Source organism: Sedimenticola thiotaurini, from assembly GCF_001007875.1.
In the GTDB taxonomy this organism is placed as follows: Bacteria; Pseudomonadota; Gammaproteobacteria; order Chromatiales; family Chromatiaceae; genus Sedimenticola; species Sedimenticola thiotaurini.
In genome coordinates this window covers 2,509,342-2,530,518 of sequence record NZ_CP011412.1, presented here as the reverse complement: position 1 = coordinate 2,530,518, position 21,177 = coordinate 2,509,342, and the positions used below count along the sequence as shown (strand labels likewise).

Here is a 21,177-nt window from a genome sequence, read left to right as displayed (position 1 = left end):
TGTGTGATGTTTAGCGCTTAATTCAATTGAGAAGGGCGCCACTATCCCATATTATGTTGGCAGGGATACTGTCAGGTTAGCGCCTGGCGGGAACTGCGTGGTTAAAACAAAACTAAACTTAGGAGACGACGATGACCATGAACACCCTCAAGAAGCTTTCCGCAATGGCGCTGACTCTGGGCCTGGTGACTGGCTGCGCCAGCACCGACCAGCTGAAACAGATGCAGGCCGATATCGCTGACCTGAAGGATAGTACCAGTGCTGCCATGTCTGCTGCCCGGGATGCCAAGCTGACTGCTGACACCGCAGATCGCAAAGCGTCTGCAGCCATGAATGCAGCTAATGCCGCCCAGGCATCGGCTGACGAGTGTGCTGAGAAGTGTGACCGCATGATGCACAAATCAATGGCAAAATAACGCTTGCCAGAGATAGCAGAAAGGCCCTACGGCGTGAAAATGCCAGAGGGCCTTTTTTTATGCGTCGATGCCGGCTGTGTGCGGGCTGTTTCGGTTTGACCATCAACCGCAAAAATGGCGCTTCAGCCGGCCCGTGACAAAACGCCACTTCTCCAACCAGGAGAGCGGCGTTTTTTTATTGGGCCGGTGATTCGGAGGCCAGCGGCGCCGACTCAGAGACCATTAACGACTGCGGTTCGGTTGGCGGTGTTGCGGGTGCCACTGCGGGGGTTACCGGTACCGGTATGCCCAGTTGATTGAGGGCGGCCTGTTTCATGGCGTCCCAGTCCGGTTTCTGCTCACTCTCCCCCAGGGCGTTGATAATGGCCTTGACCAGGGGGGTGAAGTTGGTCCCTTCCCGGCTGCGCTGTTCGCTCAGTGGCTGGTGCGCCTCCACGAAAAGCCGGCCGTTTTCCCAGCCCGCCTTGTAGGGTTCATTGATGATGCGTACCGGCGTATTGGGTGCAATCTGTTTGAACAGGGTGGCAATATCCTCGGGATAGAGACGGATGCAGCCGTGGCTGACGCGCATACCCACCCCATAGGGTTTGTTGGTGCCGTGCAGTAGATAGCCCGGCATACTCAAATAGATGGCGTGGTTGCCGAGCGGATTGTCCGGTCCCGGTTTCACTACCTTGGGCAGGGGATCCCCCTGTTCGGCATGCTCCCGGCGGATCGACTCGGGCGGATACCAGCTCGGTGCCTGCTTCTTGCGGGTGACCCGGGCCTGCCCGATGGGGGTGCTCCAGCCCTCACGGCCGATCCCCAGTGGAAAGGTGACGACCCGGTTCTCTCCTTTCGGAAAGTAGTAGAGGCGTAGCTCGGCTAAGTTGATCACGATGCCCTCACGGGGCCCCGGCGGCAGGATAAACCGGGTTGGCAGAGTGACCGTGGTACCCTCTCCAGGGAGCCAGGGATCTACCCCCGGATTACTCTCGGTCATCTCCGTGTAGCCAAGCCCATTTTCCCGGGCCAGATCGGAAAAGGTGTCTTCGTAACGGGTCTGCACCTGGCGAATTTCGCCAACAATGTCGTTGCCGGGTGCCGGCAACGGGAAGCTGAGGGCATGGCCAATACCTGGCAGGGCCAGCAACAGGGTGCAGATAAAGCCGGATAGGGTCGATTTCACGATGATCTATTGGGTTGTTAAGCGAGCGACTATTGTGACATAAAGCGCTTGGGTCGTCTGCGAAGCGGTAGGCAGGCGTGGATGAAGAGTTGCGGGGGGATGATGCAGCAGGATCCAGAACAGTTTTCAGCGCGGATTATCGCCTGGTACCGGCAGTATGGGCGCAAGGATCTGCCCTGGCAGCAAAATCCCACTCCCTATCGGGTGTGGGTCTCCGAGATCATGTTGCAGCAGACCCAGGTCAGTACGGTGATCCCCTACTATGAGCGTTTTATGCAACGCTTTCCCGAGCTCCTGCAACTGGCGGAAGCGTCGCTGGATGAGGTGCTGCACCACTGGTCCGGCCTCGGCTACTATGCCCGGGCACGTAACCTGCACCGTGCCGCCCAGCAAATCCAGAGCCAACTGGCGGGCCAGTTTCCCACCACTGTCGAGGGGCTCATGGAGTTGCCGGGAATCGGTCGCTCCACTGCCGGGGCGATTCTCTCGCTGGCTCTTGGGGAGCCCAGTCCGATCCTGGATGGGAATGTGAAAAGAGTCTTGACGCGCTGTTTTGCCGTGCCTGGCTGGCCCGGCAAGGCGGCGGTGCTGAAACGGCTCTGGCAGTTGTCCGAGACGCTCACGCCGTCCCATCAGACGGGGGCCTATAACCAGGCGATGATGGATCTGGGAGCGACTCTTTGTCGGCGTTCCCGTCCGCTCTGTGCAAGTTGTCCGCTGGGTCAACAGTGCCAGGCGAGGGCCGAAGGGCAACCAGACGCCTACCCCCATAGAAAGCCGCGCGCCAGCCTGCCGACGCGCCGGGTGGTGATGCTGGTTATCCATGATGGTCAGGGGCGGGTATTACTGGAATTACGCCCCCAAACCGGTATCTGGGGTGGCCTCTGGGGATTGCCCGAATATCCCGATCGGCAGGCGGCAGAGGCCGGGCTGGTGGAGTTGTTCGGAGATGGTTGGTCAGCAATCACCGCCTGGCCGGAACGACGCCACACCTTCAGCCACTTTCACCTGCACATGACGCCATTGGTGGTACAACTGGCCGGTTGTTCAGAATGGGTCATGGATGGAACCAGTAGAGTTTGGTATAACACAGACAAGCCCGATCAGCGCGGCCTGGCCGCCCCGGTATCACGTCTACTTGAAGAGTTACATCAGCGTTTAGAGGAGAGGGTCGATGAGTCGTATGGTGGAGTGCGTTAAATTGAAAAAAATGGCCGAAGGCCTGGACCGACCGCCCTATCCGGGCGAATTGGGCCAGCGGGTATTCGATAACGTTTCCAAAGAGGCGTGGCAACTGTGGCTGCAGCAGCAGACCATCCTGATCAACGAGAACCGTCTTTCGCTGGTTGATCCCAAATCACGGGAATTTCTTGAAGAGCAGATGCAGAAATTCCTGTTCGAAGATGGCGGCACCCAGGTCAACTTCACGCCCTGATTCTGTCGGAACAGGGCGGGTTTGCCCCTGTTGGCTCGCCCAACCAACAGGCCGCTCCGGGCGGGAAAAGGGTTAAAAAACAGACCTCCCGGCACAATTCCCTCTTGACTCGGGCAGCGCGTATCGGTTTAATACGCCCTCTCCAAGGCTAGGTAGCTCAGTTGGTAGAGCAGCGGATTGAAAATCCGCGTGTCGGCAGTTCGATTCTGTCCCTGGCCACCAAATCAAAACGGTCCGCAATTGCGGGCCGTTTTTTTATGTGTCAAGCCGGTCCAGCGGGCTGGTCACCCCGTTTCCCCCCTTACCCAGAACGTGGGTGTAGATCATTGTCGTGGTGACATCGGAGTGGCCCAGCAACTCCTGCACTGTACGGATATCCGAGCCGGATTCCAGCAGGTGGGTGGCGAAGGAGTGACGCAGGGTATGACTGGTCACCCGTTTGGTGATGCCTGCCTGGACGGCAGCCTTGCGTACTGCCCGTTGCACCACCGATTGGTGGATATGGTGTCTGCGTAATACCCCTGAGCGTGGATCGGTGGCAATCCGTGTGGCCGGAAACAGGTATTGCCATCGGAACTCCTTGGGCGCGCGGGGATACTTGCGTTCGAGCGCTTCCGGAAGATACACCGATCCGAAGCCAGCCTCGATATCCCCCTTGTGCTTTCTGCTTACCCAGGCAATCTGACGCTTCAATTTGCCGGTCAGCGCGTCCGGCATCGGAACCACCCGGTCCTTTTTGCCCTTGCCTGCACGGACCGTGATCTGGCGATATTCGAAATCGAGATCCAGGATGCGTAACCGGGCACACTCCATGACGCGAATGCCTGTGCCATACATCAGGCGCACCATCAGACCGGTCTGTCCATCGATCTGTGTCAGGATCTGCATCACTTCACGCCGGCTCAATACGGTTGGAATCCGTTGGTGGGGCTTGGGACGCTTGAAAGAGCCGATTTCTCCGAGAGGTTTCTCCAGGACACGAGTGAAAAAGAACACCAGTCCATTCAGTGCCTGGGCCTGGGTTGCTCCAGTTACCTTGCGTTGAACGGCCAAATACTCTAAAAAGGAACATACTTCCATCTCCACACACTCTTCAGGGGCTTTATTGTTGTGAAAACGAAGGAAGCGATTGATCCAGCCAAGGTAGCTCTGTTCAGTGTTGATGGAGAGGTCCGAGATTCGGATTGCCGAGACAAACCGGGCATAAACACCCGGAAACCGTTGACCCAGAAGATTGCCCCGCTTGTCAGCGCCGGCATTTTTCGTCTCATAACTGCGCGCACTTGTCGGATGCTGATCACCCAGCGGCTGTCCACCCTCGTACCAGTGATCCCAGTCAAATTCTGCAGCCCACGGCAATCCCAGCATATGTTTGAAGAGAAGACGCAAGGCGTCCACTTTCTGGCGAAATTGCCAGGAGGAGAGTTGTGGGCTCTGCCCCAACCGGTTCAGCCAGCGTTCAACATTATCCGGCGTTTGGGCTTGAAGTTTTACCCCCTGATTCGCGTCGATGAATCCCTGAACATGCTTTCGATACCAGGGGCGGGTCCGTTCCGGAATACGAAACCGTTTAGTCACGTCGATATAGCGCTTCCAAAACAGCTTGACCTTTGGATCAGTGTCGTGATCGAACGAATCAAAAGACATAGCGACTCCTTGCTACATGGTTCCCTGATAGAGAACAAATATAGAACAATAAGTCGTTTTATTCAATATTCGCGCGAGACGCATTTCTCATGAGATGCGCGAGACGCATAATCAGCTGTTGAACTAAACCGCTTCGCGGTAGCCTCTTAAAACCTCGCTTTTTTCTCTTATTCACCACACTTTCCAAAGACCACTTCCGGTCTTGCTACAGGAGAGTGATGATGACTTCCTTACGTCAACAGATGATCGAGGCCATGCAGCAGCATGGCTTCTCTCCGCGCACCCATGAGTGCTACCTGCGTGCCGTTACCGACCTGGCGCGTTTCAGTCACCGTTCACCCGACCAGCTCACCACGGATGATCTGCAAGCCTACTTCGCCCACCTGGTCCGGGAACGCCAGCTGGCCAACGCCAGTTGCCGGCTTTATCTTAACGGCATCCGCTTTTTCTACTTGAAGGTGTTGGGCTGGAAGGCTTTCGATGTGCCGATTGTTCTACCCAAGCGACCGCAACAGATCCCGGAGCTGCTGACCCGCAAGGAGGTGGCGGCGATCATCCACGCCTGTCACAACGAGAAGCACCGGATGATGCTGCTGACCTGTTACGGTTGCGGACTGCGGGTCAATGAGCTGGTCTCGCTCAAGGTACGTCACATCGATGGGGAGCGTCGTCTGTTGCGGGTGGAACAGGGCAAGGGCCGCAAGGACAGGATGGTCACTCTGTCCGACCAACTGCTGGAGCGGTTACGCCGGTACTGGCGAATATATCGCCCCAGCGACTGGCTGTTCCCCAGCAGCGAGCACTTCCCCGGTCGACACCTGGATGCCAGATCCATCCAGCGGGTGTACCGGCGCTGCAAGGCACAGGCCGGCATCCGCAAGCGCGGCGGCATTCACGCCCTGCGCCACGCTTACGCCACCCACCTGCTGGAGGCGGGACTGGCCGTCAACCAACTGCAACACCTGATGGGCCACCGGGATATCCACAGCACCCTGGGATATCTGCACTGGTTGCCACGCTACAACAGTCGCGAGCGGGTGCAGTGCGACCTGATCGCCCACCTGGGAGGCCGGGCGTGAGTCTGGGGTTGCAGCAGGTGCTGGCGGCGCACCTGCCGCACTACTGTGCACGGCATCGCCTGGATAGCCGTCGTCTCCGGGTCTGCGACCATATCCGGCAGTGCCGGACCGAAGCCCTGGGCGGCTACCGGCTGGCCTGTGACCGCTGCGCTCATGATCAGACCCACTACTACAGCTGCCGCGATCGGCACTGCCCCCAGTGCCAGCAACGGGCCAGCCGGCAATGGGCCGAAGCCCAGCAGCAGGCAGTGTTACCGGTTGCCTACCACCACCTGGTATTTACCCTGCCCGACACCCTCAATGGTTGGGCGCAGCTGCACCCGGATGTCCTGTATCGGGCCCTGTTTGCATCGGTTTGGGCGACACTGAAGCGCTTTGGTGAGGACCCTAGAAGGTTGGGCGGGCAACTGGGGATGACGGCGGTGCTGGCCGTTCCTGCGCATCCTGCGCCCACGGCATTAGTGCATCCTTGCACGTCACACACCTGGGGTCAGACCCTGACCCAACATGTGCACCTACACTGCCTGGTGCCGGGTGGTGTGCTCACGGACCAGGGCCAATGGAAGGCAGCAAAGAGTCACTACCTGTTCCCGGTCAGGGCGCTGTCGCGCTACTTCCGGGGCCACCTGGTCCATCGTCTACGCCGCCTGTTCGAGAGCGGCGAACTGTACCGGGTGACCGCAGCCGATGCAGACGCCCGATTGGATGAGTTGATGCACAAAGAGTGGGTGGTGTTCAGCCGGCCCTGTGAACAGGCTACCCGGTCGGTGGTGAACTACCTGGCCCGCTACAGCCACCGCACTGCCATAAGCAATCGGCGGATCCTGGCCATGGATGAAGAGACGGTGAGCTTCCGTTACAAGGACTATGGGGATGATGAAAAGCCCAAAGTGATGCAGCTGGATCACGCAGAGTTTATCCGCCGCTTCCTGCTGCACGTGCTGCCCAAGGGCCTGATGCGTATCCGCCACTACGGCTACCTGGCCAACTGCTGTCGGGCCAGGCGACTGCCCCAGATCCGGACGGCCATCACCCGGGCCGAGGCAACCGAGGCCGAGCCGGACAAGGCGATAAACCGATCCACCCCGGAGGTGGCCGCCTGGCCCTGCCCGGTATGCCAGGGCGGGCGTTTGCGCGTAGTAATGGAGTTGCCACCGCGACGCCCTGGCGGCGAGTGACGCTGGCCCCGTTGCACGGGGGAAGATGTAGGCAATCAACAGGCCCGAGGGGTCTGACGGGCAGGTAGTGGCCAGGGGCTGGAAAATGAGGCATTATGAAGAAAAATCGTTAGAAAGACGGGCGGCTAGCCTTCAGGAAGCGGGGCCGGAATGCACAACACCGAAGACCTTCCTGCGCTGTCACCCCAAATAGCAAACCGCCGGGCAGCCGGAAAAAAACAATTTCTTATTAATAGAGTTGGGCAACCCTATCGAGGGCGGCTCAGTTCAACAGGCATTTATGCCACATGAAAGGCACGCGGCATAAATGCTTAAAGGTTATGGTATCTAAGTATGCGTAAAAAGTCAGAACAAGAGAAAAATAGAGATTTTCGGTTTGCTTTTAAGTGCGCGCAATCATTTTTCGAGCTATCTAAACCATTTTTAGAGGAAGTTGGGTCTGATTTAAATGGTGGAGTATTAGTTGCTGCACAAGACCCTGGTGCGCTGGTAAGCGCAGCTACTAATCTTTCATTGTCTCTAGAGCTATTCATAAAATCTCTAAGAGTTGGGCTTGGCCTAAGTGTTCCAGATACCCATAATTTTTGGGCTTTGTATAAATCTTTGCCAAATAACGTAAAACAAATAATTGAGTCCAAATATAATCAAAAGGTGTCGAACACACCCAAAGAAAAATTATTTAAATTAAATGTTGCTTATGAGCATGATTCAACAGGTGATGGACCAAAAGCACCTGTATTTCCAAATCAGCAGGGTTTATCTACTGAAGTTAAACCATTACTTAAAAGGTCATCAAATGCGTTTGTAACTTGGCGGTACATTTACGAGTCTGTTAAGCCTGGCGAGCGCTACTTTTTCATTACACTTGAATACAGCCACTTAATTATTTTACTAGAAACCATCAAAGAATATATACGAGAAAATGATCCAAAAAATAAAAAACCATAACCAGGCGCTCAAATCGGACTCAGTAATGTTGGCACCTTTTGCGCAAAAAAAGCACAAAAGTCGCCAACATCACTTCGCCGTTTAGCTTGGCGTTATGGTGAATGATGACATCTAAGCGCTTAGCAGCAATCGGATTGCTATTTTTCTTTAGCGCCAATTCATTACTTTCCGCATCCGATACATGGACACCAGAAGTGAAATTTCAGCTTGAAGATGGAACTCGCGAAGAAACTCTATTATGGGTTTCGGGCTTTAGCTATGCGGTGAATTCGATAGGTCGAGCAAACATAGCTCTGGACGATGGATTATTTTGCGCGCCTGATTCAGGTTTTATTGGTTCACGAGAAGTTCTCAATATACTGAACGAGAGCTTTGAAGGTGAAGCAATTACATCATCAAAAGCAACATGGGAACTCATGAAGAAATTGCCGGAGATTTATCCTTGCAATTAATTCACCATAACAATCGCATGCAGTCCGACAAAATTGCCGCGCTTCGCTTGCAATTTTGCGGCTGATGCGAGGCGTTAGCCGTAAGCAAAGGATGCTGCAATGAGATTTCTAGCATTAATCGTATTGATCAATTTTTATACAGCTGTTTATGCTGGATGGTTGCCGCCTGAGAATCCATCACCAAGGAAGATTCTTGATGAAGCTCGTGAGGATGCTCGTGCCGGGCGATATGAAGATGCACTACTAAAGCATCTTTGGTTTCACAATAATGCGCTGAAATACGATCGTGCATTCTATGGCGTTCGCTTATCTTTTGCTTTAAGTGATTGGCAGGAACTTGGGCATAAGTACCCCGAAGCGATGCATTCACTAGAGGCAACTAGGGATATGGCTGGTGCGAATGTACGTTCTAGTGTCAATTATTATGACTCGTTTAACGATTATAAGTCGATAAACGAGAAATTGGGCGAAGAAGAAAAGACAATTCAATTGTTTCGTTGGTTAGATAAAAATCGACAAGATCGAGCTAAAAAAGTATATCGACTAGCCCAGTCATCATTGGTACGGGCCAAAGAATATGAGCTTTGTAGTAAGTATATTGATCCAGAGAATTCATATCTGAGATATGTACGTTACTTCCGATCAGGATTGGAGTTTTCTAAACAGTCCCCATTCCAAGCAAAAGCAGAGAGCTTTGCCTATACAAGTTTTTCTAATGATGTCGCGACATTGGTGGCGTTGCTTGCCCGTGGTGGAAGGAAAGCAGAGGCAGAAGAGGTTGCCGAAATGGCGATGTTGGAATGGGATGATGCAAACTTTTCGTCCGCGTTGTCAGAGGCCATTGAAGGTAAGGTGCCAACGCCATGGCCTTAATTAAATCACGGCTAACAAGGCAAATACACTCGGACGTCAAAAAGCGCCGCGCCTTCGTCGCTCTGCTTTTTACCGCCGATGATTTGCGGCGTTAAATGTCTATGAGCATTGAAGATCAGAGCACAATTGATGCAATCGGTATAGCTAGTGATGAATTAGCGGTCCTTACTATTTCAGATCACTTGGAATGGGATAATGATCACCTTTATAAGCTTCAGGAAAAAATAAATGTATATCTGGCGTTTATCGAATCTGGAGAGATATACGAATCCTACCCACAAGCAAAGGGTAAGAGCATAAAAATAAATGTAGTGTGTAAGCATGAGCCAAGCGTAGAGGCTGCTATTTTTCTTACACAATGCACCATAGCAATCAATGAGGCAGGGTTTCAGTTTGGTCACGAAGTCCACATTTAACAAGCGCATCAAAAATCGCCCTGCGGGCTGGACGTCGCTGATGCTCCGCCTTTTATGCGGGCGTTAGAGCTATACCAAGTATGAATTACGGAAACGAAATGCGAGCGGGGTATTTATTTAGCTTTCTTTCACCGTTTTTGGTGAGTGGAGCGGTAGCAATCTGGGCAGCTATTGAAGAACTTAATCACAATGGTATCGCCGCAATGTTTGGGGCTTTTTTTGGTTCTTACGTTCTATTTGGAATTTTTAGCTTTTTATACATGGCGGTATTCTGCGCAATCATTGGACTACCTACTTACTATGTTTTACGCAAGCTAAATTGGGTCAACCCCATATTAATAGTTATAATTGGCGGCGGCGCGGGTTTCCTTTATGCTTTAACAGATACTGCCAATCCTTACTTTCGCAGTTTGTTTGTAGCGTATGGGGCCGCAGGGGCATTTTTCTTTTGGTTGGGAAGCAGTCGTGCACGTAAAAAGCTCTAACAAAGTTGTCAAATTGACAGTTTTTCCGTCGCTCCTTTTTGTGCTTGATAGCACAAACGGGCTCCTCCAAAACTGCAATTTACAACGGCGTTATAACTTTGTATGAAATGGATTGTAGCTTTACTCACAATTGGAGTTCTTAGGGGGATTATTTTCCCTGATTATCGATTCGGCCCGAACATCGTAATAATTCCATTTGTCACGCCAATTGTTATCGGATATCTCGCGTCTTATTGGTCAGGGAAGTATTCGGTATCCTGGCTTGGACTTATTGGCTACTTTTCGTTGTTACTCTCTGAGATAGTGGGTGTTGCCGTATACGGTTACTCCACGGGCTGGCACAATGTCACAGATGACCTAGAAACTCATGCAGTGATACAGATGACGGTGATTGTACAAACATTGGTGTACCTTGCAGTTTACTTGTTGAGTTCACGTTATAACAAGGCAAGGCAAAATCGCCCTGCGGGCTGGACGCGCTAACGCGCGCCTTTGCTTGCGGCGTTATGTTGCAGAAGGATTTGTGAAGTGAAGTGCATTTTTATAGTTACCTTGTTCATTTATTGCAGCTCAATATCAGCATGGGAAAATTACCCTGGTACTTGGAGCGAAGTGATTAAGACAAATCCTGTAGAGGCTGCAAAAAGGCTATTGGCAAAGGTGATCATCGTCTAATAATTGTTGCCGAGTGCTTCATGGGTATTCCTGGCTACAAAGGAAATAGTCCGCCCGAACAGAGGCCGCTTGTCCTGGGCGGTACATGCAACGATATTCAGGGTAATGAAGATCAAGCTACGCGTATAGCATTTAAGGAATGGGCCCGTGAGTACAACCTGTATGTACAGCAACATAACCAGTAAAGTCAGCCGACGCGCAAAAAGCGCGCTCTGAACTAGCACCACTTTAATGGACAGTCGTGGACTGATCTGTTGAAGGGTACGAGATGGGACAAACAAAGAAGCGGAATTACGATAGATACACACTAGAGTTCAAGCAACAGGCCGTTAAGTTGGCTAATCACCCTAAAGTTATAGCCAAGGATATTGCTGAGTCGCTTGGAATCCACCCGGTCATGCTTTACCGTTGGCGAATGGAGTACAAAAACGGCGAACTCCGGGAAAATAAGCACATGAAATCAAAGCAGGTATCACCCAAGAGGCTAGTAAAAAGAACAGACCCTTTGGTTGAAAAAGAGGCAGAGCTGGCAAAAGCAAATAAGCGGATCAAAGAATTAGAGCAAGCCCTGGAAAGTTGTACAGAGGAGCTTGATCTGTTAAAAAAAGCGAAACGGTTCTTCGAGAAGACAAAGCGGTAATATTTGCTTTTATCGAGAAGAACCGTGACAAACACAAACTGGATCGCCTGTGTGAACTCTATGGTGTTTCAAGAAGTGGTTTTTATGCATGGAAAGCACGGCCTATGAGTAACCACAGAGCACATGATCTCAAGCTGATGGAAGCGATCAAGACGCTACATCAAGGTTTTCGTCGCAGCTATGGGGCAGCTAGATTACATCAGGAATTGATTCAAAAAGGTCTGCCTTGCAGCCGCAGACGGGTTAATCGTTTGATGAAAGAGATGGGTGTAAAGGCTTCTACCACAGGACTTTATGCGTGGCGACCCGGCCAACATGAATTCTACTCGTCTACCGGCAATCAATTGAAGCAGATGGAGAAGCCAGTACAGCCAGGCACACAATGGGCGGGTGACTTTACCTATATTAAGACCAAAACGGGTTGGCTCTACCATGCAGTAGTTCTTGACCTATTCAGTAGAAAGGTTGTGGGTTGGTCATTTAGTCGAAAACGGAATGCAGAGCTGACAAAAAGCGCCCTCAAAATGGCACTAACCCGGTCGAATCCTCAGGAGGGTTGTCTATTCCATTCTGATCAGGGAATTGAATATGCGGCACATGAATACCGAGATGTGGTGGAGGCCGCTGGCATGACCAGGAGCATGAGTCGAAAGGGCAACCCATTGGATAATGCCTTTGTCGAATCATTCTTTCACACCATGAAGGCAGAACTCATTCATCGCAGGCTATTTGAAAATGACATCAGTGCGGTGGCGCATCTGGTGGAGTATATCGAGTTTTATAACCGAGAGCGTTTACATTCAGGGATAGGCTACCAATCACCAGAGAATTATGAAAAGCTATTCCAATAAAAGTGTCCACAAAAGTGGTGCTAGTTCACTGCGCTCCGTTGTCGCCCATTACCACTAGCGTTAGAAAGCTCTATGAGATTCGGAACACTAGGTCCTAGATCACTAAAGCCGTACTTAAGGAATGTCGTCATATTCACTATGGCTGGCTTGTTGTGGTGGGGAAGTTTCAATGTAATGTGCAATATCAATCAGTGTGATTATGCCTTTTGGGTCTCTGCGCCATTTTGGGTGTTAGCCGCAGTAGCTATACTAGGTTTTTTTGGTGCAGGCCCACTAGGGAAGAAGTATAAAGAAGCATTGTTAAAGGACGCCGAGGAGGAAAGGGAAATGCACAGGGCTAAACAACCATGGGAGTGAATGTCGCTTCTAACAAAGGGCTTAAAGCGCTCGTTGCACTCGCTGGGACGGTCCGCTTCGCTACCCGCCCCTTAGCCAAGCGTTAGAGCATAAAGAAATGCACTGGAAAGCAATATTCATAGGCCTGGGTACATACTTGCTTTGTTACGTGGCATATACCTTGTTAACGGACATATCAATTGGTGATGATGCTACAGAAATACCGGGTTGGTTTGGTGTAGTGTTTGCCGTAATTGGTTGGCTTGTGTATGTGATTCCAGGCTATGTCGCAGGTAAGATAGCATCGGAAAGAGGTGTGATACATGGTGCAATTACCGGGCTATTGGTGGCAGTAGTTACTTTATTGGTCTATTTCGCATTTATTGGTTTCAGAATGCTTGAGCCAGAGTATTTCTCTAATATTTACATGATTCCCCTATGGTCAGCATTCATGTGTGGCTTAGGTGGTGGGTTGGGGCAATTACATGCCAAATATTCGCTCAAAGCATAAAGCTCTAACAAGGCAATTTCACTCGGATGCCAAAAAGCGTCGTTCGTTCCTCACTATGCTTTTTTGCCTCCGGTGAATTGCGGCGTTATGCAGTAGGGAGACCGTAATGGCGATGGAAGACGGCCGAATTTGTCCACCTTATGAGGCGTTTTATATCAACGGGATGTTATTTAATGCCCAGTCCGCCTTTCGATCGATTGCACGGATTTCTCATGCTTTTGAAACCCTGCCGGAAGCTGCGATGGAAGAGGGGCTAGATCGGGTCCTGACACATGATATTCTCAATGAGTTACAGAATATTATTGTCCATGGGGCGGCATTATCACGCTATTTCTGGCCAGTTCGGAAAGGGCATGCTGAACGTGGCATTCATCTACGCGAGTCTCTCAATATTGATGAAAGCAACCCTCTTTTTTCTCGTGACCTCAGGAATGCCATTGAACATTTTGATGAAAGGCTAGATCGCTATCTGTCAGACGGTATCGTAGGCGTTGTCATCCCTGAGTATGTGGGGCCGAAACCAGGCGATGATGGTGTTCCGGGTCATCTATTTCGTGCCTTTTTCACAGATGTTGGCATTTTTCGGCTTCTCGATAGCGACCATGAAATGGACCCTATCGTTGCTGAAATCATTAGGATTAAAGAGCTGTTGGAGATAGCTGATGAAAATGGCGGAAGACTCCCGACTGCATAACCAGTGCAGGCACGGCGACGCCCACTACATTGCGCCTTCGGCTCCATTCCGTGGGCGCGCATGCTGCAAGCGTTAAGCGTAAAACATGAGAATTCTACGTATATTCTTTGTGCTGATACTTGTTGGATGTTCCAGTGAAACATTCGTAACCAGTATGGGCGATGAAAAACTACACCAGTTAGCTCCTGACGCCTTCGATAATGCAGGTATATGGTATAAGCAATTATCCGGGAGTCGCTTTGAATTCAAGTTAAAAGACAAAAGAAAAGTAGAAAGCATCATTGGGCGGCTTTATCAGAAAATAGTCCCGTCTAATAGGAGTGTAAGTTTTGGTCCAGAAATGGAAGCTATCGTTCTTAGAAAATTTAGCGAAAACAGCGTTAAATATGATGTGAGGAAATTCCAAGGAGATAGATGGGTTGTTTGGAGTGAAACAGATTCATCTAAGGCCGAGGCGTTAGTGAGTGAAGCAAAAAAAGAACTAATTATAGAGCTGCAATCAGGTCTGTCCCAATGAGAATGCAGCGCTTAACAAGCCGCACCAGCCGACAACAAAAACCGTTGCGGCTGTGCTAGAACGTTACAAGGCATCCAAGGAAGTGGAATTGTGCAAGAATTGGATATGGATGAAAAAGAAAGAAGGGCTAAATTAGTAGTAGAAGACTACCATGGGATAGTTTCATATTGCGAATCCTTCTATATTCACTCAATTATGTATTCTGCGGATCGATGCTTAGAGTCATTTGATAGATACCGTCAACTAAAGAAAGAAGAAATAGGCCCTGAATATCTTATATGTATAGTTCAAGAAGCTGTAGGTCATGCTGCCGCACTGTCTAGGTATTTTTGGCCATCCCCAGGTGGGAAAAATAAAGAGCCTAACCAGAGGGTTTTGAAAGAGAGACGTGGCGAAAAATTATGCAAGAGCTTCGGCTTAGATAAAGAGTCAGCTCTCTATAATCGGGATCTACGAAATGCATGGGAGCATTTCGACGAAAGGCTGGATCAATACCTCTTGCAAAATGATGCCGGCTATTTCTTCCCCAATTGTATAGTTGATAGTCATACATTGGCTGATGACCCGGTAGGCCACATATTCAAGCTGTTAGACCCCGAAGCTGAGTGCTTGGTTTTAATGGGTAAGAAATACTTCTTTATGCCTATTTATGAGGAAGTACGACGCATCTTTAATAAAGCTAGGGAACTAGACGGTAAGGAGGCGCAATTGAATGTTGAAAATCCAGCCTTGTAACAAACAACTGCAGCGGATCAATTTATGCTGCGCTTCAATTGCCCGCAGAGTTGGGCGTTAGATGGAAAAAGAATAGGAACATGGGAGCACTTCTAAAGCCTTTCGTTTTCGGCTCAGTAGTTGGGATTCTCGCTGTACTTGGATTGTGGTTAGCGATACCACTATTATCATCCACCTTCGGGGAAAGCTGGTTTCCTTGGTATCCAGCGTTGGTCACAATTCTTCCCTTACTACTTGGAGGTTATGTCGCGGCAAGATCAATGCGGTCAATATATTTGTCTCGTTACTTAATCATGGTAGCTCTAGTTGGTTCGGTAGTCATGGTATTTATTGAAGCAGCTACGGAATCAAGCGGCGATTGGGACGTGGCCATTCAAACCTTCCTTATTTTGGCTGCTAGCTCTATTGCAATGGCAGGGGCCTATATAGGCTCACTACATAATCGCAAAGCATAAAACTGCGCCATCTAACAAGTACATTATGTCGCCCTTCTGGCTGGGACGTCGGCTTCGCCGCCGCCCCATATGTTTGGCGTTAGGCAACCGAGCTCCCCAAGAAAAGGAAATGCCATGAATATGATTCTCTACGATGAGCTTGTTCGTCTTGTGCGAAATGACCTCCTAGCAGCCTATAGCGATGTCGCACCGCTGGTGGGTCTTTCAATGGATGTGGATGAAGATCGAGAAGAAATTGCGAGGTTGCTTGGCGAAATTGCAGCGCAAGAACATCAAGCAGGTCGTCCAATGCTTACGGCATTAGTTGTCCATAAGGGCAGTGACAATAATCCTGGAGAAGGGTTCTTTTCGATCGCCCATGATTTTGGCCTGTATGGGGGAAGCAGAAATCAAATGGAGCGGCTCACTTTTTTGGCAAATCAAGTTACGGCAGTTCACAATCACTGGTGAGAATCGCTGTATGCCTAACAAGTGAACATCCCCCTCTAAAACGGACACTCACTTCTGACAGAAGAGTGTTCACTGCCAAGATACAATCAACCCAGGAGGGCATGGCGATACACGGAGGAATTCAAAGCCAAAGCGGTCCAACTTAGTCACCTGGATGGGGTACAGGTTAAGGCGGTCGCCGAAACTCTCGACATCCACCCATTCATGCTGTCACGATGAAAAAAAGAGTACCGGGAAGGAAAGGGAGTCACAGACAAGCGTAAAAAGGTCACCAGCATCAAGAAGGAGAGGTAATCCCCCCCTGCTTTGGTCTTGGTTTGCGTATGCATATCCGTCGTTGCCGGTTCTATATAGGTATTTCTAACGAACAATGGCGTTGACTGTTATAAAGGTTACTTAATATTTTTCATCTTTATCAGGTCGACCGGGCACCCAATTAACAAAATATAGGAAGAATATGGTTTTGAATATAAAGCAGATCTTTACAGTGCTGCTATTGACGGCGCTTTACTTGCCAAATTGCATGGCCCAGTCTGCAGAAGTAAAGGTTATACGTGATGTCCCATATGGCCAGGACCAGCGGCAGCGATTGGATGTTTATATGCCAAGGGGGGCGGGCAATGCTCCCGTGATATTTATGGTCCACGGAGGGGCGTGGAGGATTGGCGACAAGGCTTCCAACGGAGTAGTCAGGAACAAGGTGAATCACTGGGTATCCAAAGGATTTGTCTTTATCTCGGTAAATTATCGGCTGGTACCGGATGCAGCACCTATGCAGCAAGTGAAAGACGTAGAGAGCGCATTGCGTTTTTCCCAGCAGCAGGCCCGGAAGTGGGGCGGATCACCGGACCGCTTCATATTAATGGGACACTCCGCGGGCGCCCACCTGGTTTCACTTATTGCCTCCCGCGGCCAACAGGAGTTAGCTGGTGGTGTTAAGCCGTGGCTTGGTGCGGTGGCTATTGACTCGGCCGCTTACGACATTGTTGAGATAATGACCTCGCGGAGACCACCCAGATTTTATAAGAAAGCGTTTGGCATCCATCAGGCGTACTGGAAGGCCGCGTCCCCCATTTATGCGTTATCAGGTAAGCGGGCGCCATTTCTGGCCATATGTTCCACGCAACGAAAAGATGCTCCCTGTGTTCAAGCCGGAAAGTACATTCAGAAGTCCAGGCAGTTTGGCACGGACGCGAAACTGCTGAAAGTCGATTTGTCCCATAGAGCCACAAATGTAAATTTAGGCAAGAGAAGCAGCTATACGCGTTCGGTGGACAGGTTTCTGATGCAGTTACACCCCGACATTGCATCTTTGCTGAGATGATGGACAGATTGACGGGTTAGTGATTAGTCGTGCTTAACCACATCTGGCGTTTGAACGGGATCTGGAAAATGAAGGGAGGCATAACATGGCTCGGTTTATAGTAATGGCGTTATTGTTTATTCAGGTCGCGACTGCGGACCCGTTAACAACGTTCGAATTTGAACTGCCACCCGAATTGATACAGCGGGGCGGGACCCCGCCGGTGTGTGAATATGCGGGCCTCAATATCCCTGACAATGCGGTGGTCTACGCAGCGGGATCCTACTCCGGGCGTCGTATCGGGTTCCAGATAGATCAAAGCGGACATGAAGCAACGCAGTTCGATGTTGCCGTGAATAGCAGGACCAAACCGGTATTATTGATACTGGGTGCTTATGAACCGACTATCTGGAATATAGGTTGGAGTGAAGGCACTGAAATTAGCGCGGTGTTTTTGACCGGTTACCACAGGCAAGTGGTGGCGGGGCTCGACAGTAAGGTTCCGGTGCTTAACAGCACACACCACAACCGGGGACCCTGCGGATACCTTTACCTGAGTAAAAAGGGTAACAAGTCGCTGAATCCCATGTCCAGAAAATTGTTCGGCAAGCCGGTGGAATTGGTATTTCTCGGTGATAAGGCCGGGCGAATTGTCGTGGGAGAGCCGCTCGCAGGAACCCAGCAGCTGGTAACATCGACCCGGATAACCCCGGATTCGTTTAGGGATGACACTATGCCGCTGGCCGGGCAGGCGGGGCTCGATGCGGCTGTTGCTAAAGGCATACTCCGGCGCGCAACTGCCGAGGATGCCACCCGATGGGTGGATGAACTGGTGGCGAGTATGCCACCAGAGGATGTTCCGCCGATTGCCGGTGTCGGTATACCCAGGCCGAAGCCGCCCTCCCTGCGTAAGGCCTATGTGGTGCTAAAGGCGTTTACCTATCCGGCGGGTTTGTATGGTGGGAACTCGGCCACTTTCTTCATAGAGCGTGGTGTGCCGAAACCGAAAGGTAAGCCTGGACACTCCGCAGTTTACGATTTTAATACGCTGAAATGTCATGGTGCCTTGTGTCGTCATTAATCACCCTGTCATATCGTCCTGAGTTACTTGGGCGGCGCTATTCCGCCGATGAATCTGCCAGGGCCCTGATCTGGTCTCGAAACCACTGACACATGGGGTTGTGGTGATGTCTTTCGTGCCAGTAGAGATAGGTGGTGGGTAAATCCTGTGCCAACTCTTCAGGTGGCTCCCGTGTGATCAGAGGGCGCCCCTTCCGAGCCTGTTCTGCAAATACCCTGGGCAGATGAAACAGAATGCCGCCCTCTTCACAAAATTGCCCGACATTGGCAAAACTGCTTAATCGTAACGGTGTATAGAGTGTTCGGCCCGTATCCGACAGTGACCGGTCCACCAGTGCCGGTCCCCGGCCGGTAATGGAAACCATCCCGTGGGCCGCGTCCAGGTACCGTTTTATGGTCAACGGCCCCTTGGCAAGCGGATGGTTTTTATGCATCAGCACAACGAACCTTGGTCGTTCCACTCTTAAACGCCGGTAGTGTTCCAGGCCATTGTGGGGTGTAAAGGCGGTTAGTGAAAAATGCACATCCCCCGAGTCGAGGAGTTCAAATTGTTCTCTCGGTTCACTGCGTACATCCAGAAACATGCCGGGTGCTTCACGGCGCATCAGTGAAAACAGGCTGGGCAGGAAAATGCTCACCTCGGGGTCAAGTCCATAGATTCTGACGGTGTCGTTGGACTGCTTGGGGTCGAACTTTGGTGCTGATACCAGTTTTTCCAAAGAGCCGAGCAGCTGCTCCAGTTGCGGTTGTATTGACGCCGCACGTGCACTCAGGTCATACCCTTTTGCAGTGCGTACCAGCAGCGGGTCATTGAACGTGTCTCTCAGCCGGGAGAGGGCGCGGCTGACGGCGGGCTGACTCATATTCAGGGTATTGGCGGCCTGGGTCACATGGCGATGTTCCAGCAAGGCCTGTAATACGACCAACAGGTTGAGGTCAATGTTACGTAAATGCATATGGTGAATAATCAATATAATAATAATACATTATACGAATAGCGCCCCCGGTTTTACAATCTCCGGCATCCGATTAGAGATGTCTGGAGATTGTTATGAGCGAAAACGTTAAAATTGCTGTGGTTTATCACAGTGGCTATGGACACACCAAAGTGCTGGCGGAAGCTGTTGCGGCCGGAGTCAGGGAGATTCATGGGGATGTCACGTTGATTGCGGTGGATGATCCTGATCAGATCGATTGGGATCGGCTGGCGGATGCGGATGGAATCATTTTCGGAACCCCCACCTACATGGGCAGCGTCAGTGCGCCGTTCAAGGCCTTTATGGACGCCAGTTCCAAGGTCTGGGCGGAGCAGGGCTGGAAGGACAAACTGGCGGCGGGCTTCACCAACTCGGCCAGCTACAGCGGCGACAAGCTCAATACGCTTCAACAGCTGAGTGTATTTGCGGCGCAGCACGGTATGGTCTGGGTCAGTCTGGGGCTGCTTCCGGGGAATAACAGCACCCAGGGCAGTCCGGATGATCTTAACCGGGTCGGTAGCTATCTGGGGGTGATGGCCCAGAGCAACGCCGACCAGGGGCCGGAGATAGTGCCACCGCAATCTGACCGGGATACCGCCCAACACCTGGGCAGGCGCGTGGCCCAGGCTGCCCGGCGCTGGAAATAGACCTGATTGTTAACATGAAGTCCTGAGCGGACAAAAATTAAATGAAGGGAGCAGTACTATGACCTTTGATACAGAAGCAAAATTCAGCCGCAAGACTCTGATGCTGCATTGGGTGGTTGGGATAACCATGATCGTGCTGCTGGCCAGCGGCGTTTATATGGCGGAGAACAAGGTATTTGCCCTCTATGGCTGGCACAAATCGTTTGGCATAGTGGTATTCTTCTTCGCCCTGTGGCGTGTGGTCTGGCGTATACGTAATGGTTGGCCCAGCACCCTGGGCGACCCCTCAAAGCTGATGCATATACTGGCCAAGGTAGTGCACTATCTGCTGCTGATCGGCACCATAATTATGCCGCTGAGTGGGTTTGTCATGTCGGTGATGGGTGGCCACGGCGCCGCGTTGTTCGGTCTCGAACTGATCGCAGCAAACCCGGATCCGGCTAATCCTGGCAAAGTCATCCCGCTGAATGGTGCGCTTGCCGGTCTGGCGCACCAGGTGCACGGATTGGCAGGTGATGCATTGATTATCGGCGTGCTGCTGCATGTCGCAGGTGCCTATAAACATCACCTGATTGACAAGGACGGAACGCTACGTCGTATGCTGGGCCAGGAGGTTTAACCGGACTCCTGCCCGCATTGCGCTGGCGCAGGGAAGCGCCGGCGTGAATCCGATAGCTTCAGTGCAGGAACTGGGCGTTACCAGCGGGTTTGTCCCATGGGCTACTATTTACCAGATAGTATTGCCTTGGGATTCCCAGCCGGTATCACGTTTGGTTGCTGGTCCTGGTAAATGTCAGCTGACTTTCAAATTCGGAGTTGAGTATGGTATCGGACCGTTCCGGGAGCAAGCTCGACCGGGTGGTGGCGGAGGCCCGCCGTGCCCGGGATCAGCGGGAGAAGGGGTATCGGGAGCAGGCGCTGAAGCTCTATCCCTGGGTCTGTGGGCGCTGTGCCCGGGAGTTTAGCCGGGAAAATCTGCGCGAGTTGACGGTCCATCATCGCGATCATAACCACGATAACAACCCATCAGACGGTAGCAATTGGGAGTTGTTGTGCCTCTATTGCCATGACAACGAACATTCGCGCTATATCGACTCAGAGTATGGTGATGCCGCGACCGACAGGCAGGACAGCGGCGCGACCCATAATCCTTTCGCCGATCTGGCGACTCTGTTGAAGAGTAAGAAGTGACAGCAACGCTCCTGTTTT

The 21,177-nt window shown here is 51.4% G+C and carries 26 protein-coding genes, 1 tRNA gene and 1 pseudogene; 25 read left to right on the top strand and 3 right to left on the bottom strand.

Annotated elements, in window-relative coordinates; all coding sequences use genetic code 11:
- Positions 1-131: 131 nt before the first annotated feature.
- A complete protein-coding gene (locus AAY24_RS11625; protein WP_046859818.1) occupies positions 132-416 on the top strand; it encodes an Lpp/OprI family alanine-zipper lipoprotein in 285 nt (94 codons plus the stop codon).
- A gap of 175 nt (positions 417-591) precedes the next feature.
- Here the strand turns inward: AAY24_RS11625 and AAY24_RS11620 are convergent, their stop codons facing one another.
- Positions 592-1,584, bottom strand: a complete 993-nt coding sequence (locus AAY24_RS11620; RefSeq protein WP_082117127.1) for a L,D-transpeptidase family protein — start codon at positions 1,582-1,584, stop codon at positions 592-594.
- 99 nt (positions 1,585-1,683) lie between these two features.
- On the opposite strand from AAY24_RS11620, the gene mutY reads away from it, so the two are divergent.
- The 3 genes from mutY to AAY24_RS11605 all read left to right on the top strand — a co-directional run bounded on the left by mutY (position 1,684) and on the right by AAY24_RS11605 (position 3,241).
- Positions 1,684-2,784, top strand: coding sequence for an A/G-specific adenine glycosylase (gene mutY, locus AAY24_RS11615; RefSeq protein WP_234422167.1), 1,101 nt, complete (start codon positions 1,684-1,686; stop codon positions 2,782-2,784).
- On the top strand, positions 2,759-3,019 hold the full coding sequence (locus AAY24_RS11610) for an oxidative damage protection protein (RefSeq protein ID WP_046859817.1): 261 nt from the start codon (positions 2,759-2,761) through the stop codon (positions 3,017-3,019). The genes mutY and AAY24_RS11610 overlap by 26 nt, the downstream gene beginning before the upstream one ends.
- A 146-nt stretch (positions 3,020-3,165) precedes the next feature.
- Positions 3,166-3,241 (top strand) — tRNA-Phe (locus AAY24_RS11605).
- Between the two features lie 33 nt (positions 3,242-3,274).
- On the opposite strand, the gene AAY24_RS11600 is transcribed toward AAY24_RS11605, so the two are convergent.
- Entirely contained in the window at positions 3,275-4,666 is a 1,392-nt protein-coding gene (locus tag AAY24_RS11600) for an integron integrase (protein WP_082117126.1), read from the bottom strand.
- A gap of 218 nt (positions 4,667-4,884) precedes the next feature.
- On the opposite strand from AAY24_RS11600, the gene AAY24_RS11595 reads away from it, so the two are divergent.
- The 18 genes and pseudogenes from AAY24_RS11595 (at position 4,885) to AAY24_RS19215 (ending at position 18,345) form a co-directional block, all read left to right on the top strand.
- Positions 4,885-5,745, top strand: a complete 861-nt coding sequence (locus tag AAY24_RS11595) for a tyrosine-type recombinase/integrase (RefSeq protein ID WP_335337169.1) — start codon at positions 4,885-4,887, stop codon at positions 5,743-5,745.
- Between the two features lie 2 nt (positions 5,746-5,747).
- Complete coding sequence (locus AAY24_RS11590) at positions 5,748-6,923, top strand: IS91 family transposase (RefSeq protein ID WP_046861254.1); 1,176 nt, start codon at positions 5,748-5,750, stop codon at positions 6,921-6,923.
- Between the two features lie 333 nt (positions 6,924-7,256).
- Complete coding sequence (locus tag AAY24_RS19230) at positions 7,257-7,871, top strand: hypothetical protein (RefSeq protein ID WP_199930361.1); 615 nt, start codon at positions 7,257-7,259, stop codon at positions 7,869-7,871.
- 101 nt (positions 7,872-7,972) lie between these two features.
- A complete protein-coding gene (locus AAY24_RS19225; RefSeq protein ID WP_199930360.1) occupies positions 7,973-8,323 on the top strand; it encodes a hypothetical protein in 351 nt (116 codons plus the stop codon).
- Between the two features lie 99 nt (positions 8,324-8,422).
- The gene (locus AAY24_RS11585) at positions 8,423-9,196 is read left to right on the top strand and encodes a hypothetical protein (protein WP_046859815.1); all 774 of its coding nucleotides are present in this window, start codon (positions 8,423-8,425) and stop codon (positions 9,194-9,196) included.
- Between the two features lie 101 nt (positions 9,197-9,297).
- Positions 9,298-9,612, top strand: a complete 315-nt coding sequence (locus AAY24_RS18940) for a DUF6572 domain-containing protein (protein WP_082117254.1) — start codon at positions 9,298-9,300, stop codon at positions 9,610-9,612.
- 80 nt (positions 9,613-9,692) lie between these two features.
- Positions 9,693-10,097: a hypothetical protein gene (locus AAY24_RS11575; RefSeq protein ID WP_199930359.1), complete on the top strand. Its 405-nt coding sequence runs from the start codon at positions 9,693-9,695 to the stop codon at positions 10,095-10,097.
- A gap of 943 nt (positions 10,098-11,040) precedes the next feature.
- Positions 11,041-11,412 (top strand): transposase, encoded by a 372-nt coding sequence (locus AAY24_RS11570; protein ID WP_046859812.1) that lies wholly within the window; start codon positions 11,041-11,043, stop codon positions 11,410-11,412.
- Positions 11,412-12,263: an IS3 family transposase gene (locus tag AAY24_RS11565; RefSeq protein WP_199930577.1), complete on the top strand. Its 852-nt coding sequence runs from the start codon at positions 11,412-11,414 to the stop codon at positions 12,261-12,263. Before AAY24_RS11570 ends, AAY24_RS11565 begins: the two co-directional genes overlap by 1 nt.
- Before the next feature lie 454 nt (positions 12,264-12,717).
- Positions 12,718-13,110, top strand: a complete 393-nt coding sequence (locus tag AAY24_RS11555) for a DUF3792 family protein (RefSeq protein ID WP_046859809.1) — start codon at positions 12,718-12,720, stop codon at positions 13,108-13,110.
- 106 nt (positions 13,111-13,216) lie between these two features.
- Complete coding sequence (locus AAY24_RS11550; protein WP_199930358.1) at positions 13,217-13,804, top strand: hypothetical protein; 588 nt, start codon at positions 13,217-13,219, stop codon at positions 13,802-13,804.
- Between the two features lie 154 nt (positions 13,805-13,958).
- A complete protein-coding gene (locus tag AAY24_RS11545; RefSeq protein WP_199930357.1) occupies positions 13,959-14,321 on the top strand; it encodes a hypothetical protein in 363 nt (120 codons plus the stop codon).
- A gap of 105 nt (positions 14,322-14,426) precedes the next feature.
- On the top strand, positions 14,427-15,056 hold the full coding sequence (locus AAY24_RS11540) for a hypothetical protein (protein WP_046861252.1): 630 nt from the start codon (positions 14,427-14,429) through the stop codon (positions 15,054-15,056).
- Positions 15,057-15,136: 80 nt separating this feature from the next.
- Positions 15,137-15,511 (top strand): hypothetical protein, encoded by a 375-nt coding sequence (locus AAY24_RS19220; RefSeq protein WP_199930356.1) that lies wholly within the window; start codon positions 15,137-15,139, stop codon positions 15,509-15,511.
- A 114-nt stretch (positions 15,512-15,625) separates the two neighbouring features.
- On the top strand, positions 15,626-15,961 hold the full coding sequence (locus AAY24_RS11535) for a hypothetical protein (protein ID WP_046859807.1): 336 nt from the start codon (positions 15,626-15,628) through the stop codon (positions 15,959-15,961).
- Between the two features lie 72 nt (positions 15,962-16,033).
- Positions 16,034-16,252, top strand: a pseudogene (locus tag AAY24_RS18935) (transposase); the annotation flags it as partial.
- A 166-nt stretch (positions 16,253-16,418) separates the two neighbouring features.
- Entirely contained in the window at positions 16,419-17,285 is an 867-nt protein-coding gene (locus AAY24_RS11530) for an alpha/beta hydrolase (RefSeq protein ID WP_052761209.1), read from the top strand.
- A gap of 565 nt (positions 17,286-17,850) precedes the next feature.
- Entirely contained in the window at positions 17,851-18,345 is a 495-nt protein-coding gene (locus AAY24_RS19215; RefSeq protein ID WP_199930355.1) for a hypothetical protein, read from the top strand.
- Positions 18,346-18,382: 37 nt separating this feature from the next.
- Here the strand turns inward: AAY24_RS19215 and AAY24_RS11520 are convergent, their stop codons facing one another.
- Entirely contained in the window at positions 18,383-19,300 is a 918-nt protein-coding gene (locus tag AAY24_RS11520) for a LysR family transcriptional regulator (RefSeq protein ID WP_046861249.1), read from the bottom strand.
- Positions 19,301-19,395: 95 nt separating this feature from the next.
- On the opposite strand from AAY24_RS11520, the gene AAY24_RS11515 reads away from it, so the two are divergent.
- The 3 genes from AAY24_RS11515 (at position 19,396) to AAY24_RS11505 (ending at position 21,159) form a co-directional block, all read left to right on the top strand.
- On the top strand, positions 19,396-19,968 hold the full coding sequence (locus AAY24_RS11515; protein WP_046859806.1) for a flavodoxin family protein: 573 nt from the start codon (positions 19,396-19,398) through the stop codon (positions 19,966-19,968).
- Positions 19,969-20,026: 58 nt separating this feature from the next.
- Positions 20,027-20,587, top strand: a complete 561-nt coding sequence (locus tag AAY24_RS11510; protein ID WP_046859805.1) for a cytochrome b — start codon at positions 20,027-20,029, stop codon at positions 20,585-20,587.
- 203 nt (positions 20,588-20,790) lie between these two features.
- Complete coding sequence (locus AAY24_RS11505) at positions 20,791-21,159, top strand: YajD family HNH nuclease (RefSeq protein WP_046859804.1); 369 nt, start codon at positions 20,791-20,793, stop codon at positions 21,157-21,159.
- The last annotated feature ends 18 nt before the right edge of the window (positions 21,160-21,177 follow it).